17 protein-coding genes are annotated in these 16,620 nt (G+C 64.1%); 2 read left to right on the top strand and 15 right to left on the bottom strand.

Annotation, left to right across the window (positions count from 1 at the left end):
• Nucleotides 1-2: 2 nt before the first annotated feature.
• From EB815_RS02575 to EB815_RS02510, 14 genes are all read right to left on the bottom strand, one after another.
• Nucleotides 3-695 carry an amino acid ABC transporter permease gene (locus EB815_RS02575; protein WP_056568786.1) on the bottom strand — a complete coding sequence of 231 codons (693 nt, stop codon included), beginning with the start codon at nt 693-695 and terminating at the stop codon, nt 3-5.
• A gap of 3 nt (nt 696-698) precedes the next feature.
• The gene (locus tag EB815_RS02570) at nt 699-1,364 is read right to left on the bottom strand and encodes an amino acid ABC transporter permease (protein ID WP_056568790.1); all 666 of its coding nucleotides are present in this window, start codon (nt 1,362-1,364) and stop codon (nt 699-701) included.
• A gap of 65 nt (nt 1,365-1,429) precedes the next feature.
• Nucleotides 1,430-2,239 carry a transporter substrate-binding domain-containing protein gene (locus EB815_RS02565; protein WP_056568793.1) on the bottom strand — a complete coding sequence of 270 codons (810 nt, stop codon included), beginning with the start codon at nt 2,237-2,239 and terminating at the stop codon, nt 1,430-1,432.
• Nucleotides 2,240-2,572: 333 nt separating this feature from the next.
• A complete protein-coding gene (locus tag EB815_RS02560) occupies nt 2,573-2,788 on the bottom strand; it encodes a hypothetical protein (protein ID WP_056568795.1) in 216 nt (71 codons plus the stop codon).
• Complete coding sequence (locus EB815_RS02555) at nt 2,785-3,540, bottom strand: COG4280 domain-containing protein (RefSeq protein ID WP_056568798.1); 756 nt, start codon at nt 3,538-3,540, stop codon at nt 2,785-2,787. The genes EB815_RS02560 and EB815_RS02555 overlap by 4 nt, the downstream gene beginning before the upstream one ends.
• A gap of 190 nt (nt 3,541-3,730) precedes the next feature.
• Nucleotides 3,731-4,360, bottom strand: coding sequence for a phosphonate metabolism protein/1,5-bisphosphokinase (PRPP-forming) PhnN (gene phnN / locus EB815_RS02550; RefSeq protein ID WP_056568801.1), 630 nt, complete (start codon nt 4,358-4,360; stop codon nt 3,731-3,733).
• The gene (locus tag EB815_RS02545) at nt 4,357-5,496 is read right to left on the bottom strand and encodes an alpha-D-ribose 1-methylphosphonate 5-triphosphate diphosphatase (RefSeq protein WP_056568804.1); all 1,140 of its coding nucleotides are present in this window, start codon (nt 5,494-5,496) and stop codon (nt 4,357-4,359) included. The genes phnN and EB815_RS02545 overlap by 4 nt, the downstream gene beginning before the upstream one ends.
• A gap of 36 nt (nt 5,497-5,532) precedes the next feature.
• Nucleotides 5,533-6,240: a DUF1045 domain-containing protein gene (locus tag EB815_RS02540; RefSeq protein WP_056568806.1), complete on the bottom strand. Its 708-nt coding sequence runs from the start codon at nt 6,238-6,240 to the stop codon at nt 5,533-5,535.
• 153 nt (nt 6,241-6,393) lie between these two features.
• Nucleotides 6,394-7,206, bottom strand: coding sequence for a 5-deoxy-glucuronate isomerase (gene iolB / locus EB815_RS02535; RefSeq protein ID WP_056568809.1), 813 nt, complete (start codon nt 7,204-7,206; stop codon nt 6,394-6,396).
• A 425-nt stretch (nt 7,207-7,631) separates the two neighbouring features.
• Nucleotides 7,632-7,841 carry a hypothetical protein gene (locus EB815_RS02530; RefSeq protein WP_056568812.1) on the bottom strand — a complete coding sequence of 70 codons (210 nt, stop codon included), beginning with the start codon at nt 7,839-7,841 and terminating at the stop codon, nt 7,632-7,634.
• A 43-nt stretch (nt 7,842-7,884) separates the two neighbouring features.
• Nucleotides 7,885-8,802: a myo-inosose-2 dehydratase gene (gene iolE, locus EB815_RS02525; protein ID WP_056568816.1), complete on the bottom strand. Its 918-nt coding sequence runs from the start codon at nt 8,800-8,802 to the stop codon at nt 7,885-7,887.
• A 101-nt stretch (nt 8,803-8,903) separates the two neighbouring features.
• On the bottom strand, nt 8,904-10,754 hold the full coding sequence (gene iolD, locus EB815_RS02520) for a 3D-(3,5/4)-trihydroxycyclohexane-1,2-dione acylhydrolase (decyclizing) (protein ID WP_056568820.1): 1,851 nt from the start codon (nt 10,752-10,754) through the stop codon (nt 8,904-8,906).
• A 34-nt stretch (nt 10,755-10,788) separates the two neighbouring features.
• Entirely contained in the window at nt 10,789-12,723 is a 1,935-nt protein-coding gene (locus EB815_RS02515; RefSeq protein WP_056568822.1) for a bifunctional 5-dehydro-2-deoxygluconokinase/5-dehydro-2-deoxyphosphogluconate aldolase, read from the bottom strand.
• Nucleotides 12,724-12,948: 225 nt separating this feature from the next.
• Nucleotides 12,949-13,794 (bottom strand): MurR/RpiR family transcriptional regulator, encoded by an 846-nt coding sequence (locus EB815_RS02510; protein WP_056568825.1) that lies wholly within the window; start codon nt 13,792-13,794, stop codon nt 12,949-12,951.
• A 238-nt stretch (nt 13,795-14,032) separates the two neighbouring features.
• Between EB815_RS02510 and EB815_RS02505 the strand changes: the two genes are divergently transcribed.
• Nucleotides 14,033-15,142, top strand: a complete 1,110-nt coding sequence (locus tag EB815_RS02505; RefSeq protein WP_056568828.1) for a Gfo/Idh/MocA family protein — start codon at nt 14,033-14,035, stop codon at nt 15,140-15,142.
• 12 nt (nt 15,143-15,154) lie between these two features.
• Here EB815_RS02505 and EB815_RS02500 read toward each other — a convergent pair whose 3' ends face one another.
• A complete protein-coding gene (locus tag EB815_RS02500; protein WP_056568830.1) occupies nt 15,155-15,850 on the bottom strand; it encodes a helix-turn-helix transcriptional regulator in 696 nt (231 codons plus the stop codon).
• 129 nt (nt 15,851-15,979) lie between these two features.
• Between EB815_RS02500 and EB815_RS02495 the strand changes: the two genes are divergently transcribed.
• Entirely contained in the window at nt 15,980-16,615 is a 636-nt protein-coding gene (locus tag EB815_RS02495; RefSeq protein ID WP_065005420.1) for a LysE family translocator, read from the top strand.
• Nucleotides 16,616-16,620 lie beyond the last annotated feature (5 nt).

Raw genomic sequence — 16,620 nt, 5'->3', positions numbered from 1 at the left:
GTTCAAGCCGCCGACATCACCAGCGGTGTCTCGGCCTTCCGTGTCATTCCGGTAGCGAAACGACGCTCGAGATAGCTGGCGTACAGCGATAGTGGCCAGCACAGCGCGAAGTAGATGATCGATACCGTGCCGAACACCAATACCGGCTGGAAAGTCACGGTGTTGACCTGCGTAGCGGCGCGGGCGAGCTCGGTCAGCCCGATCAGCGAGGCGATCGACGTGGTCTTGACGATCTGCACCATGAAGCCGACCGTCGGCGGCAGCATCAGCCGTATTGCCTGGGGAATGACCACCAGCCGCAGCGTCCTGACAAAACGGAAGCCGAGTGCCGTCGCGGCCTCCCATTGTCCCTTGGGTATAGCCTCGATGGCGCCGCGGAAGATCTCGCCGAAGAAGGCGCCGCCGTTGAGCGAGAACGTCACCGCGGCAGCCGCCCACGGATCTGGCCTGTAGCCGAGGAAGGATGACCCGTAATAGGCCATGAACAGCTGGATCAGGATCGGCGTGCCCATGAAGAACTGGATGTAGCCGGCGGCCAGCCAGCGCAGCGGCCGCGCCGGCGCCACCCGGATCGCGGCGACCACGAGACCGATCAGGCCGCCGCCGGCAAAGGCGATCAGCGCCAGAAGGATTGTCCAGCGTGTCGCCAAGAGCAGGAACATCAGTTCGTTGGGGCCGAAATCGCGCAGGCTCATGGTTCAGACCTTCCAGCGGAACACGAGCTTGCCGATGCCGGCGAAGAGCAGGCTGGCGACCTGCACCAGCACGAAATAGATGATGGCGATGATGATGTAGACCTCGAAGCTCCTGAAGGTCTGCATGACAAGGTTGTTGGCGACCGCCGTCAGTTCCTCCGCCGCGATCGCGCCGACGATCGACGTCCCCATGATCTGCAGGATGAACTGCGCCGAAAGCGACGGGTAGACCGCTCGCGCCGCCGGCACCAGCACGACATGGCGGATGATGCGGTAGCGGCTGAGGCCGAGCGACTTGGCCGCCTCGATCTGCCCTTCCGGGATGGCTTCGATGCCGGCGCGCAGTATCTCGGTGGCGTAGGCGCCGAGATGGATCGACAGCGCGACGACGGCGGCCGTGTTGCTCGACAGCTTGAAGCCGAACAGCGGCAGCGAGAAGAAGACGAAATAGAGCTGGATCAGAAGCGGTGTGTTGCGGATCAGTTCGACATAGGCGGCGATGACCCACGACACCAAACGCGGCCCGAAGCTGCGGCCGACGGCACCGAGCACGCCGATGGCGGTGCCGAACAGGATCGACAGTGCCGCCAGCTGGATGGTTTTTTCCAGGCCGCGCAGCAACAAGTCGAGATGGATGAGGATCGGGCCGAATTGCAGGGCGGTTTGCATGGCATCCCGTCACGAGGTCGAGGAAGCGGGGCTGGCTTGGCCCCGCCCGACTGCGGATGTGTAAATCAGAAAACCGGCAGTACCGGCAGTGGTTGGTTGCGGTACTTCATCGACAGCGCATCCAGCGTGCCGTCGGTCTTCATGGTGAACAGCCAGGTGTTGATCCACTGCCGCAGATTGTCGTTGCCCTTGGCGACGCCGATGCCGAAGTAGAAGGTCTTCAGCACGTATTTCTGCTCGAAGGCGTCACCATTCTGCGCCTTCTTCAGATAGATCTCGCCATAGTCGCCACCGCCCATGGCATCGATCTGGCCCGACACCATCGCTTGCAGCAGCGAGGAATAGTCGTCGAATCGCAGGATCTCGATGCCGGGATTGGCTTCGGCGGCCTTGGTCAGCAACCCGTCCTCGCCGGTGCCGCGCGTCAGGCCGACCTTCTTGCCGACCAGGTCGGCGACACCCTTGATGCTGGTGCTTTTCGGGGCGATCACCACCGCCGACTGGCCGGCATAGGGGATCGAATAGTCGATCTGGATGGCGCGCGCCGGGGTGATCGAGAAGATCGAGATCACCGCGTCGACCTGCTTGGTCAGCAAGGCCGGTATGCGGCCGGGTGAGGTGACGGTGACGAATTCGACCGGCACGCCGAGCGCCTCGCCCATCTTGTTGGCGACCTCGACGTCGAAGCCGGTTGGCTTCAGATTGGCGTCGAGAAAGCCGTAGGGCGGCGTCGTGGTGTCGATGGCGACGACCAGTTTGCCGCGCGCGATAATATCCTCGACCGACTGCGCCGAAGCGATCGATGGCAACAGCGCCGCAATCGCCAGCACGATGCCGGCCAGCAAGGCACCAGCCCCTCTCAGGAAAGTCCGCATGTTTTCCTCCCATGCATTTTTCTGGCGCCTTGCGTCGATATCGTTCGGGCGGGGCGCACTCGCCGCCCGAGGATTTGAAACAGATCGATCTCGCTCGCCGACATCCCTTGCAAACCGGGGACGTAGCGTTTCCTCTGCGAGCTATAATGGTATGCTATTATAATATTATCCGCCTGTCCATGAGTGTTCAGGCAGCTCTTTCTATCGCCTTGATAACCGTAGTGCTCGCGGAAACGCGCCTCTCTCGGCGCGTCTCTTGGGCACGGCTACCGATCATCTGAATCATGAGCGCGGCTGATGCCTGCAAGGCATCGAGCCGCATGGCCCTCGCCGCTATCGGCCGGTCTGGCGTGCCGCGCGGCGAACGCTTTGCAACAGAATGGCAAGGCAGCCGACCAGCAGCAGCGCGCCGCCGATGAGCGGCGGCAATGCCAGCAGCTTCACCGCCGCCACGACGGCGGCCACCAGCACCAGCGCCAGCAGCGCCAGATTGCCGTCATCGACGAACATGCCGAAGAATTCACTGGCGACAAGACGAATGGCATTCATCGGGCGAGCCCTCCAGCGGCCGCGGGATAGGTGCTGCGCAGCCAGCGCACCATGGCAAAGGACGCCAGCGCGACGATGGCGAAGATGGCGAGCAGGGCGAGATCGGCGCCCGGCCAGTCGGCGCCGATGCCCTCGCCGGTCCAGAAGATACCGAAGCTGGTCAGCATCAGCCCGACCACGAATTTCAACGCATTCTCCGGCACACGCGCCAGCGGCTTGTGGACCGCCAGACCGATTAGCATGACAAGGATGAATGCCGCCAGCGCGCCCAGGCTGGCATACAGCGTCTGCCCGTGCGCCGCGCCGACGGCAATGACGATGAACACCACCTCGACGCCCTCCAGCAGCACCGCCTTGAACGAGGCCAGTCCGGCGAGGTAGTCGGCACGGCGGTCGTTGGCCTGCTGGTGCAGAGCGGCCGTCTCCTTGGAGAAGGCCGCCGCCTCGTCATGCAGGGCGATGACGCCGACGCTGCGCAGGATGGCCTTTCTTAGCCAGCGCATACCGAACAGGATGAGCAGGACGCCGACGACGAACTGCAGTGTGGTGATCGGCACCAGCGCCAGCAGGGGTCCGAACGCCAGCACCAGGGCCGCCAGCACCGCCAGCGCCAGGGCGGCACCGGTCAATGCCGGGCGCCAGCCGCGCGTCACGCCGACCGCAAGCACGATGGTAAAGGCTTCGACGACCTCGACGAAGGAGGCGAGAAATGCCGCCGTGACCGTCGAGAGCATGGGTGTCAGCGTCTGCATCAAGGCTTCCTGTCCTGTCTCGTCCGGCCCGAAGCTTCCGGGCGGAATCCCGGGAAGGGAGGCCCGGAATCACATATATGGTCCGCACCACATAGCGCTCCGGGAGCCGCGGGAAAGCAAGTGAACGCCAATGGGCGGCGCTTCAGGACAATCGAGGCCGCACACCGCGGCTGCGGGATGCGCGGTTGGATCAGATCATACCCGACATGTCGGAGAAGGCCATCGCCTTGCGCAGCAGCTCGGCGAAACGTTCGCCGGCAACCTCGCGTTGGCCACTGTTGTCGATCGAGGTGACGCCGGGGCCGGACAGGGTGACGTTGGCGCTGCGCGCCAGCCGCGCCAGCACTTCGCCACGCGACTCGCGGCCGCGCATCGCCAGCCGCTCGGCCAGCACATCAGGCGAGGCGGTGATCTCGACAATGGCCAGATTGGCATAGCGCTCGCGCAAGGTGGGGATGATCGCGCGCGACACATTGGCGACCGCGACATGACCATTGGCGACCGACCAGTCGACATCGGCAGGCAGGCCATAGCGCAAGCCATGCGCTTCCCACGAGATGGCAAAGGCGCCGTCGGCCTCGGCCTCGACAAAGGCCGCGTCGGCCAGCGTGTCGTGATCCTCGCTCGCGGCATCGCTCGGCCTGGTGATGACGCGGCGGACGAACTCCAGCCGGCTCTCGTCGGCAAAGAGCGTGCGGGCGTAGCCGATCACCGTGTCCTTGCCGGCGCCGCTTGGCCCCACGACGGCGACAAAGACGCCGTGGCGGATCGGAAACGTCTCGGCGGACAATTCACGTTCGATCAAGGCCGACACCATCATGCGACCCGGCGTCCCTGCCGCCAGACGGTGCGCACGACCGGAACATGGTCATCGACACGCACGCGCACCAGGTCGGCGCGGCGGCCCTGTTCGATGACGCCGCGGTCGGTGAGGCCAACGGCTTCCGCGGGGTTCTTCGAAACCATGGCGACCGCCTGCGGCAGCGAAATGCCTTCGACCATGTCGCCGAGGAAGAAGGCCGACTGGATCAGGCTGAACGGAATATAGTCGGATGACAGGATGTCGAGCAGGCCGTCGCTGGCCAGCGTGCGCGCCGAGACATTGCCCGAATGCGAAGCGCCGCGCATGACGTTGGGCGCGCCCATCAGCACGCCCAGGCCCGCGGCCTTCGAGGCGCGCGCCGCTTCCTCGGTGGTCGGGAACTCGGCGACGCGCACACCTTGCTCGATCGCCTCGTCGACATGGCTCGACGTGGCGTCGTCATGGCTGGCGAGCACGATGCCGCGCTCCTGGCAGGCAGCGGCGATCACCGCGCGGTTCGGCGCCGAATAGCGCGCCGATTCCGCCATCCGCTTCTCGCAGAACAATTTGAAGTCGCGGTCGGTCAGCTTCAGCTTGCGCTGGTAGTAGTAGGCATAGGTTTCGAGATTGACGAACTGACGCTGGCCGGGCGCATGGTCCATCAGCGACGCCAACTTGACCCGGTCGTCCTTATCGAAATTGGCGAAGGCCTGCAGGCAGTCGGGCGCCGAAACCTCGCAGCGCAGATGCAGGAAATGATCGGCGCGCAGACGATCCCGCGCGACGCTGTCCTCGATTGCATCGGCGAGCTTGCGGATATCGGCCAAGGTAAGATCGGCGTCCTCGTCCATGCCGACGCGCAAGGCGTCGAGCACGGTGGTGATGCCGGCCGTCGCCACCTGCGCGTCATGGGCGAGCACCGCCGCGATCGGGTTCCAGCGTACTTTCGGCCGAGGTGCGTAATGGCCCTCGAGATGGTCGGTGTGCAGTTCGACCAGTCCCGGAATGACATAGTCGCCGCCCATGTCGTCGCCGGTGCGGGCAGCGCCGGCATCGATGCCGGCGATGAAGCCGTCGCGCAGCACCAGCGACCCCTCGACGATCTCGTCGGCTAGCACGATACGGGCGTTGGAAAGAACGGTCTCGGCGGTCATTTCGGGCAGTCCTTGATCATCTGGGGCAGGGCTTGTTCAGGCGATTTTTCTGGCCGGTCGGCGTCCCAGCGCGTGCTGGGAAAGCACCATGAAAGGCGCCCCCGGTTCGGTTTCGACAAACAGCGTCAGCGCGTCCACCAGCACAGGTTGTTGCAGCACTTCGGCGAACAGGCTGTCGATTGCCAGGCGAAGACGGGGGCTTTCCTGTGGCCCGACCCGACCCGACAGCGTCATATGGAAGCGAAAGGTCTCGAAGACATAGGGGTAGCCCCACTGGCAGAGATTGCGGAACTCGGCCGGCTTCAGCGAATCGGGGCTGCGCCGCTCGATCTCGGCCTCTGTCAGTGGCGCGCGAAAGCGGTCGAAGTCGCGCACGACCTCGTCGGCGAAACGGTTGAGCGAAGGCAACGGTCCCTCAGGCACCAGCGCGAAGAAGCTGTCGATCTGGCTGACGACGAGACGCGGTATCGTCACGACAGGCGTCGCCTCGGCAAAATGGTTGAGCCCCGCGCGCAGCGACGTTTCCGTCTCGTTGGCGGCTAGGCGGAAGGGGGCTTTCAGCGTCGCGTGGAAGCCATAGCGGCGGGCCGAAGCTGTGTGGAAGGCAACTTCCGCCGCCGCCAGATCGGCCACGGCCTCGACCGGCCTTGTCGCCGCGCCGAACGGGTCGCGGCCCAGCCAATTGGCGGCGATCCGCGCCAGCGGTTCGTCCTGCCGGGGGGTGAAATAGATGGCATAACGCATGGGAAGTCCTCGTCAGATCCGTTGCCATAGGTGATTTCCATGACGGATTGACGAAGCTTTGAAGGGTTTTCGAAGGCAAATCGAGCCAGGCGGTCCTTAGCCGACGATTTTTTCAAACTGGACCAACAACTTCAGCCGGCGCGACCGGAACGATCAGGCCTTCATCAACCATTCGTGCTCGGGGGCATTGTGGAATTTCCACGTCCGCTTCGGTCCGGCCATGACGTTGAGATAGTACAGATCGTAGCCATGGCAGGCGGCGCAGGGATGATAACCCTTGGGCACCAGCACGACGTCGCCATCCTCGATCGCCATGGCTTCGTCCAGCGCGCGATGGCCGTTCTTGTCGGCGTCGGTGTAGACGCGCTGGAAGGCAAAACCCTGCGGCGGGTTGAGACGGTGATAGTAGGTTTCCTCGAGATAGGATTCATCAGGCAGATTGTCCTGGTCATGCTTGTGTGGCGGGTAGCTCGACGTGTGGCCGCCGGGCGTGATGACCTCGACCACCAGCAGCGAGTCCGCCGGCTTGCCTTCCGGCAGGATGTTGGTGACGTAGCGCGTGTTGGTGCCCTTGCCGCGCACTTCCTGGCCGAGATCGTCGGGTCCGATCACCCGAACCGGCAGGCCGCCGCCAAGACCGGGCGCCGAGCACACCGCGAGTTCCAGCTCGGTATCGGCCGTTACCGACCAGTCCGATCCCTCGGGAATATAGACCGACCACGGCTTGCCTTCGAAGGGCGACATGCGTCCCCCGAGCAGGCCAAGATCCTTGCCGCCGGCTTTCGCCTTGCCCTTGCCGGTGATGAACACCAGGCAGACTTCACGGTCTTCAGTTTTTCCCGACGCGTTTTCGCCGGGCCGCAGCCGGTGCAGGTCGAAACCGACATAGGTCCAGCCAGCGCTTTTCGGCGTTACATGAGCGACGCGGCCATGGCCCTTGTCGGCCTTCACGAGCAGCTTCGACATTCTTGTCTCTCCTATCGCAAATCTTCGAGATTGGCCGAAGCCTCTCAACTTCGTCATCCTAGGGCGCAGCAGGAGCGAAGCTCCGTCGCGAAGACCCTAGAGCATTTCACCGTTTCACGGAAACGGCGAACTGCTCTAACTCATTGTTTTAACGCAACTCCGGACGGAAAACCGTTTCACACTTTTCCTGGAATTGCTCTAGGATCCATGCCGTTACCCCGGCCCAAAAGCGCGACGGAGCGGAATTCTGCACCGCAGCGGCTGTTTTGATGTCGCGGCATGGATCCCGGGGTCTGCGCCGCGTCGCTACGCTCCTTGCTTCGCCCCAGGATGACGAAGCTAGAGGCGTTTCGGCTAATCTCCAACGCATCCGATCCGTCACGCGCGCAGTGCTCGAACCGTAAGCCTTCTGCGCCATGGATCGCTTACTCCGTCGGCTCGACCGGAGGCTTATCTTCGATCGGCTTGTACAGATAAAAAAACTGCCAGACGCCATAGCCGGCGAAGCCGAGCGCGATGACGCCCCAGAACGGCGTGCCGGTGGCGAACTCGATGATCGACCAGATGACGCAGACCGCGACGACGGCGACACGCCGCCACAGGGGCCGGAAGAACGGGTGTTCGGAATCTTTCATCGGGCCAATCTACAGCAACCTGCCTCGTCGTGAACCCGTCGCGTCAGGCATTCGGAAAACCCTGGGTCTCCACCGTGTAGCCGGCGGCCGTCATCACCCGCATCAACTCCTTGTGGCCGACCTGCGCCATCTTGAGCGGCGGGTTCTTTTTCGGGTCCTGCTCGGCCTCGACCACGAACCAGCCCTCATAGCCATGGTCGGCGAAGCGCTGCACGATGGCGCCGAAATCGAGCGAGCCGTCGCCCGGCACGGTGAAGGCGCCGAGAGCCACTGCGTCGAGGAAGGATTGTTTCGTGCGGTCGAGCTTGTCGATCACGTCCATGCGCACATCCTTCACATGGACATGGCTGATGCGCTTATGGTGGTTGTCGATGGCGCGCAGCACGTCGCCGCCGGCAAAGGCCAGATGTCCGGCATCGAGCAGCAGCGGGATGCCTTCGCCGGAATGGCGCATGAAGGCATCGAGTTCCGGCTCGGTCTCGACCACCGCCGCCATGTGGTGGTGATAGGAAAGCGGCATGCCTTGCTCGGCGCACCATTCGCCGAACTCGGTCAGGCGCCTGCCATAGACCTTCATTTCGTCACCGGTGAGTTTCGGCTTGGTGGCCAGCGGCTTCGAGCGGTCGCCCTGGATCGAGCGGCCGACTTCGCCATAGACGATGCAAGGCGCATTGACCGCCTTGAACAGGTCGATCATCGGCTGGATGCGGTCCTTGTTCTTGCCCATCTCCTCATCGACCAGCGTTCCGGAAAACCAGCCGCCGCACAGCGTCACGTCGGCTGCCTTCAGGATCGGCAGCATGACGGCGGGGTCGTTGGGAAAACGCCGGCCCATTTCCATGCCGGTGAAGCCGGCCGAACGCGACTGGCGCAGGCACTCCTCCAGCGACACGTCATCGCTCAGTTCCGCAAGATCGTCGTTCCACCACGCGATGGGGGACATGCCCAGTTTGGCTTTCAAGTCGTCACTCCAGATTGGAACAGTTCATTGTTTGGCCGCTGGCGCCGCCCCTCGTCCGCCTGCCGGCACCTTCTCCCCGTATAGGGAGAAGGGAGTTAGCATCAATCGCCGACGCTCTGCATCTGGCGCTTCTCGTCATAGGCCTTGCGCGCCGCGTTGACCTGCGACCGCGCCGAGACTTCCGGCACCGCCACATCCCACCAATGGCCGCCGGCATCGGTGGAGACCAGCGGATCGGTGTCGATGACCACAACGGTGGTGCGGTCGTTCTTCTTGGCCTTCTGCAGCGCATTTTCGAGCCCGGCGATCGAGGGTACTTTCTCTGATATCGCGCCCATGCTCGCCGCATGCGCGGCGAAGTCGATGTCGGGCAGGATCTCGTGGCGCGCGTCCTTCAGGAGATTGTTGAAGTTGGCGCCGCCTGTCGCCATCTGCAGCCGGTTGATGCAGCCATAGCCACGGTTGTCGAGCAGCACGATGGTCAGCTTCAAACCAAGCATCACCGAGGTGGCGATCTCGGAATTCAGCATCAGGTAGGAGCCGTCGCCGATCATGACGACGACCTCTTCGCCGGGCTTGGCCATCTTGGTGCCGAGCCCGCCGGCAATCTCGTAACCCATGGTCGAGAAGCCGTATTCGGCGTGGTAGGAGCCCGGCGCGCCGGCCTGCCAAAGCTTGTGCAACTCGCCCGGCAGACCGCCGGCGGCATGCAGCAAGGTGACGCCTGAGCCCATGGCCCGCTGCACGGCGCCGATCACCTGTGCGTCGGACGGGAAAGCGGCATTGGTCGACGCCGTCACCTTGGCCGCTTCGGCCTGCCATTCCTTCTTGCCGGTGGCAGCATTGTCGGTCCAGGCGGCAGGCGCCTTCCACCCCTTCAGCGCGGCACCGAGTTCAGCAAGCCCCTCGGCCGCGTCGGCGACCAGCGGCAGCGCCCGGTGCTTGCCGGCATCGAAAGGCTGGACGTTCAGCCCGATGATGGTCTTGCCGGAATTCTTGAACAGCGCCCACGAGCCGGTGGTGAAATCCTGCAGGCGCGTGCCGATGGCGATCACCACATCTGCCTCTTCCGCGAGCCGGTTGGCCGCCGAAGTGCCGGTGACGCCGACCGCCGCCATGTTGAGCGGATGATCGTCCGGCAGCGAGGACTTGCCGCCTTGCGTCTCACAGACCGGAATGCCGGCGCCCTCGGCGAATGTCGCCAGTTCTTTCGAGGCCTGCGAATACAGCACGCCGCCGCCGGCGATCACCAGCGGCTTCTTCGCGCCCTTGAGTGCTGCGACAGCGGCGGCAAGCTCGTGGCGATCCGGGCGCGGCCGGCGCGGGTGCCAGACCCGCTCGGCAAAGAAGCTCTCGGGATACTCATAGGCCTCGGCCTGTACATCCTGGCAAAGCGACAGCGTCACCGGTCCGCAATCGGCCGGATCGGTCAGCACCTGCATGGCACGGCTGAGTGCCGGGATGATCTGCTCAGGCCGGGTGATGCGGTCGAAATAGCGCGACACCGGGCGGAAACAGTCATTGACCGTTGCCGTACCATCGGAAAAATCCTCGGCCTGCTGCAGCACCGGGTCGGGGATGCGATTGGCAAAGACGTCGCCGGGCAAAAACAGGACGGGCAACCGGTTTACATGGGCAAGCGCCGCGGCCGTGACCATGTTGAGCGCGCCGGGGCCGATCGACGAGGTCGCGGCCATGAAGCGGCGGCGGAAATTGGCCTTGGCGTAGGCGATCGCCGCATGCGCCATCGCCTGTTCGTTGTGGGCGCGAAAGGTCGGCAATTCGTTGCGCACCTGGTAGAGCGCCTCGCCGATGCCGGCGACATTCCCGTGGCCGAAGATCGCCCAGACGCCGCCGAAGATCGGCACTTTTTTGCCGTCGATCTCCGTCATCTGGCGGGACAGGAAGCGGGTCAGCGCCTGCGCCATCGTCAGGCGGATTGTCTTGCTCATTGTGTTTCCTCCGCAGTCCTTGTGCCGCGCCTTCTTATGCCGCCTTGCGTCCGCGCGCGGCAAGCCACGCCTCGGTCAGCTGTTCGAAGCGCGACGCCATGTCGGCGACAGCCTCGTCATCCGACATCCGGCCGGCCAGCCACTCCTCGGCCGCGTGGACGAAGATGGTGCGGCCGACGGCAAAGCCCTTGACGATGGGCGCCTTGGCGGTGGCGGCGAAAGCCGCCACCAGCTCGTCCTGCGGGGCTTCCAGGCCAAGCAGGACGATGCCGCGGCACCACGGATCATGCTTCAGGATCACCGTTTCGATCCTGGCCCAGGCGCCGCTCGATGCCTGCGGCTCCAGCTTCCACCAGTCGGGCTTGATGCCAAGCGCATAAAGCTCCTCCAGCGCGCGCGGAATGGTGGTGTCGTCGAGCTTGCCGTGCTTGCCGGCGATGATCTCGATGAGCAGTTCCCGGCCGACTTTCCGTGCCGCCTCGAACAGCGCGCGCAGCTTCTGCTGCTGTTCTTCCTTGAGCGCCGCCGGATCGTCGGGATGATAAAAGCACAGGCATTTGATGCAGTGATCGACCGGCCATTCCACCAGTTGCGAGCCGATGTCCTGCGAGAATTCGAAGCGCAGTGGCCGCGAACCCGGCAGTTCGACAGGCCGTCCAAGCCAGGCGAAGGGGTGCCTGGCGAATTCAAACATCGCCTCGCGGCCATGCTTCTCGTCGATCAGCATGCCGTAGCCGTCGCGGCCGGCCGCGACCTTGGCCGCCGCCTTGACCGCCAGAACCTTGAAATCGCGGATGCGCGCCGGATCGGCGCCGGCCTTGACCGCCACGTCCTCGAGCTGCACACGATGGTCGCAGGCGAGCGCCATCAGCGAGGGGATGTCGCGCCGGCGGGTCGTTGCCCAATGGATGTGGTTGATCGCCTCGTCCTTGCGCAAGGCCCGGTGCTTGCTGCCGTTCTTGAGGAAGAACTGCAGTTCCTCGAAGGTCGGATATTCCGGCGCGCACAGCAGCCGCGACACGGCAAACGCGCCGCAGGCATTGGCCCAGGTCGCCGCCGTCGCATGGTCTTCCCCACCCAGCCAGCCGCGCAGGAAGCCGGACATGAAAGCGTCGCCTGCACCCAGCACATTGTAGATCTCGATCGGGAAGCCCTTGCCGACGATGCCGTCTTCCAGATCGTCGCTGATCGGTCCGTCATAGACGATGCAGCCCATGGCGCCACGCTTCAATACGATGGTGGCCGAGGACAGTGCGCGGATCGTCTTCAGCGCGCTCAGGCAGTCGTCTGCGCCCGAGGCGATCATGATCTCCTCCTCGGTGCCGACGATGAGGTCGCAATCGGGCAGCACCGTCTTCAGCTGGGCCGAGACGCGGTCCGACTTGACATAGCGCTCGAAGCCCTCGGCATGGCCGGCGAGGCCCCACAAATTGGGCCGATAGTCGATATCGAAGACAACCTTGCCGCCCCTGGCCTTCATGATGCGGATCGCCTTGCGCTGGGCGGCGTCGCTGTTGGGGCGGGAAAAATGCGTGCCGGTGACGACGATCGAACGCGCCGAAGCGACAAACGCCTCGTCGATATCCTCCGGCGCCAGCGCCATGTCGGCGCAGTCGCTGCGATAAAAGATCATCGGCGAGACGCCTTCGCTCTCGACCGAGAGCAGCACCAGAGCCGTCAGGCGCTCCTTGTCCGTCTTCAGGCCGTCGGTGTTGACGCCTTCGCGCTTGAGCTGTTCGCGGATGAAGCGGCCCATCTGCTCGTCGCCGACGCGCGTCAGCAGCGCCGAGCGCAGGCCGAGCCTGGCCGTGCCGACCGAGATGTTGGCCGGACAGCCGCCGACCGACTTGGCGAAAGAGGTGATGTCCTCCAGCCGCGAGCCGATCTGCTGGCCATAGAGGTCGACGGAAGCGCGACCGATGGTGATGACGTCGAGCGGCGCCTGTTTCAAATCCACGGCTTCGCTCATTGGAACCTCCCGTCGGTCTTGTTGTCAGGAACAACATTTGTTTGGGTAACACGCGCGAGCGGCAGCGTGGTGCCGGGAATATGAAATAATAATTCCAATCCATAGTCAATATGGAATGACCATTCCCGCATCGAAAAGTACGGAATCATGATCCCGCGGTGGGAGCGTGGGAAGCAGGAGGCAGCGCCTGATTTTGAGCCTGGCCCGCGCCCGCCGAAGACAGGCTCAGGCCTTGCGCTTGCGGCTTGCGTCGCGCCGTTTCTCCCCAACGCCGACGGTCAGCGCCATGGCCAGCGCCATCGTCGCCGACAATGAACGGAAGCCGGCGAAGTCCGCCTCGGCAACCTCGAACCAGACCCTGGCGAACTGGGCAAGCGGCGAGAATGAGCTGTCGGTGATGGCGACGATCGGCACGCCCTGTTCGGAGATGGTGCGTGCTTCCTCGATGGTGGCCGGCGCATAGGGGGAGAAGGAGATGGCGATGACGGCGTCCGCCGGCGTGGCGAAGCCGACCATCTCGGCGTTCAGGCCGGCGGCCGATTCGATCAGCTGGTTGCGGATCTTCAGCTTGCCCAGCGCATAGGCGATATAGGTCGCCACCGGGTAGGAGCGGCGCTTGGCCAGCACGTAGATGGTCTGCGCTTTTGCCAGCAGCGAAATCGCGTCTTCCAGATGCGCGTCGTCCAGCGTACGCGAAATGTCGTTGAGCGAGGTGCTGGCGGCGGCGACGAATCCATCGAAGATGGCGCGATGGCCGGCGCCGCCCTCGGCCTTGGCGCGCAAGGCCTGCAACCGTTCGTCGTAGGACGAGTTGCGCTCGCGCAGCCGCTCGCGGAACACCTGCTGCAGGCTGGTGAAGCCGTCGAAGCCAAGCTGCTGCGCGAACCGGATCAGGGTCGAGGGCTGCACGCCGGCCGAGGCGGCGATGCTGGCGGCGGTGCCGAAGGCGATATCGTCGGGATTGTCGAGCGCATAGGCGGCGATCTGCGCGATGCGTTTCGGCAGGGTTTCGCGACGATCGAGGATCGTGGCGCGCAGCGTCTCGAAGTCGCGAGGTACCCGTTCGTCCATCGTCGGCCCGTCCAAGCTTGTCCAAGGCGCGTCAGGGCGCTTCAGACCGTTTGCTTCCATGCATGTCGTTGTCCAAAACCGCTGCGCACTTTTGGGCGGCATGCATTGGAAGCGTCCTCTCTGCCCCATCATAGCGAGCCTGCGCAAGAACGCCATAAAAAATGAGGCAGACATTCCATTCCAAGAAAAAATGGATTAATTCATCCACGCGGTACTTGAGGCAGCGGAGAAACGGAACATGGTTGGCGTCGGTCTTATCGGCACGGGCTTCATGGGCAAATGCCATGCCATCGCGTGGAGTGCCGTCGGCGCCGTCTTTCCGGATGTCGCCAAGCCCAGGCTCGTCCATCTCGGCGAGGTCAATGATGAGTTGGCCCGACGCAAAGCCGGCGAATTCGGCTTCGCCAAGGCCTCCGGCGACTGGCGCGCCGTCGTCAACGACCCGGAGGTCGACATTGTCTCGCTGACCACGCCCAACCAGTTCCATCCGGAAATGGCCATCGCTGTTCTGGAGGCCGGCAAGCATTTGTGGTGCGAAAAGCCGATGGCGCCAAGTTTTGCCGAGGCAGAGGCGATGACGACCGCGGCGAAGATATCAGGCAAGATCGCGGCGCTTGGCTACAATTACATCCAGAGCCCGGCCATCCGCCACATCGGCGCGCTGCTCGAGGAGAGGATCATCGGCGAGGTCAACCATCTGCGCATCGAGATGGACGAGGATTTCATGGCCGATCCCGAGGCCCTGTTCTTCTGGAAGCACGAGGCGTCTTCCGGCTATGGCGCGCTCGACGATTTCGCCGTGCATCCGCTGTCGCTGGTCTCGGCGCTGTTCGGCCGCGTCGCCAGCGTCATCTGCGACATGGCCAAGCCCTATGCCGACCGGAAGCTCGCGGCCGGCGGACGCCGCGCGGTGGAGACCTATGATATCGCCAGTGTGCTGATGCATCTGGAAAACGGCATCGCCGGCACGCTTCAGGTCAACCGCTCGGCCTGGGGCCGCAAGGGCCGCATCGCCATCCAGATTTTCGGTTCGAAAGGGTCGATCCTGTTCGACCAGGAGCGGATGAACGAGATCCAGCTCTATGTCACCGCGGATCGTCCGACCGAACAGGGCTACCGCACCATCCTGATGGCGCCGCATCACAGACCCTACGACGCCTTCCTGCCGGCGCCCGGCCACAATCTCGGCTTCAACGACCTCAAGATCATCGAGTGTCACGAATTGCTGACGCGGCTCGCCGGCAAACCGGCGCGGCTCATCGAATTCGCCGAAGGTCTGGAGATCGAACGCACCGTGCACGCCATGGCGCGCTCGTTCCAGGAAAAACGCTGGGTGGACGTGCGATAATACAAGCGCGCCTCAGCCGCCGACCGCCGGGGTTTCCCAGCCGTCGACCCAGATCTGCCGCAAGCGGTCGCCTTCGCCCTTGAAGCGCAGCCCGGTCGGCTGGCAATCCTCGATCCGGTCGCTGCGGAAATTGCGGATCGCCTGGCGCAGCTCGCACCAGGCGACGATGTTGGCGGTCTCGGCGTAATAGATAAGCGCGATCGGACGGATGAGCCGCTCGGAGGCGCGGCCCATTTCGTCGCGGTAGGAGAGGTCCAGCTTTTCCTCGTCGCGGATGGCGCGGCGCACCAGCGCCAGGTCGATCGCGCCGGCCGAAGGTGCGGCGAACCCCCACGCATGCAGCGCATTGGCGTCGAGCGTCTGGCGCAAGGGCGGTGGCACCGCGCCGGCGATCTTGGCGCTGACCCGCTTGGCGGCCTGTTTGAGCTCATCGTCCCCCGTGCGCTCCAGCAGCGCCAACGACAGCACGATCGCCTCCATCTCCTCGATCGAAAACATCAGCGGCGGCAGGTCGAAGCCGGGGCGCAGTATATAGCCGATGCCGCGCCCGCCCTCGATCGGCACGCGCATCGCCTGCAGCGCGGCGATGTCGCGATAGATCGAACGGATCGTCATTTCCAGCCGCTCGGCAATCATGGCCGCCGTCACCGGCTGCCGCGCCAGACGCAGGATCTGGATGATCTCGAACAGGCGTGACGCCTTGCGCATTTTCCTCACCCGGCTTCGATCCCAACTGACACACCATTGTCAGTTGGGTAGACCTATAGGACTGCCTATCGACTTGAAAATCAACAGGTTCCGCAGCGACATGGCGGATCGGGGCGGCAGGCAACTGACATGGGCTACGCGGAAAATCTCTGGCTTTTCTTTATCCTCCTGCTCGGCATCATCATCGTTCCGGGCATGGATATGCTGTTCGTGCTGGCCAATGCGCTGACCGGCGGCCGCGACAGGGGCTTGGCCGCGACCGGCGGCATCATGGTCGGCGGCATGGTGCACACGCTGAACGGCGCCATCGGCGTCGGGCTTCTGATGCATTTCGTGCCGATCCTGTTCAAGCCGCTGCTGATCGCCGGCGCCGCCTACATGGCCTTCATCGGCATCTCGTTGATGCGCTGCTCCATCACCGTCGGTCAGGACGGGCCTGCCGGCAGCCGCTCGGCATGGAAGGCGTTTCGGCAGGGACTGGTGACCTGCCTGATCAATCCGAAGGCATACTTGTTCGTGCTTGCCGTCTATCCGCAGTTTCTGAGACCGGATTACGGCCCGATCTGGATGCAAGCGACAATCATGGGCCTGATGACGGTCCTGACCCAGGCCGCGATCTATGGTGGGCTCGCGATCACGGCTGGCCGCAGCCGCAACCTTCTGATCGCCAATCCGCGGGCGACCACTCTTGCGGGCCGGGCGGCCGGGCTGCTGCTCTTTGCGGTTGCGGTGTTTACGGCATGGGAGGGGCTGAGGGCGGCATGATCCCC

This window comes from Mesorhizobium loti (genome assembly GCF_013170705.1).
GTDB classification, from domain to species: Bacteria; Pseudomonadota; Alphaproteobacteria; order Rhizobiales; family Rhizobiaceae; genus Mesorhizobium; species Mesorhizobium loti_D.
This window is presented reverse-complemented; position numbering and strand designations above follow the sequence as displayed.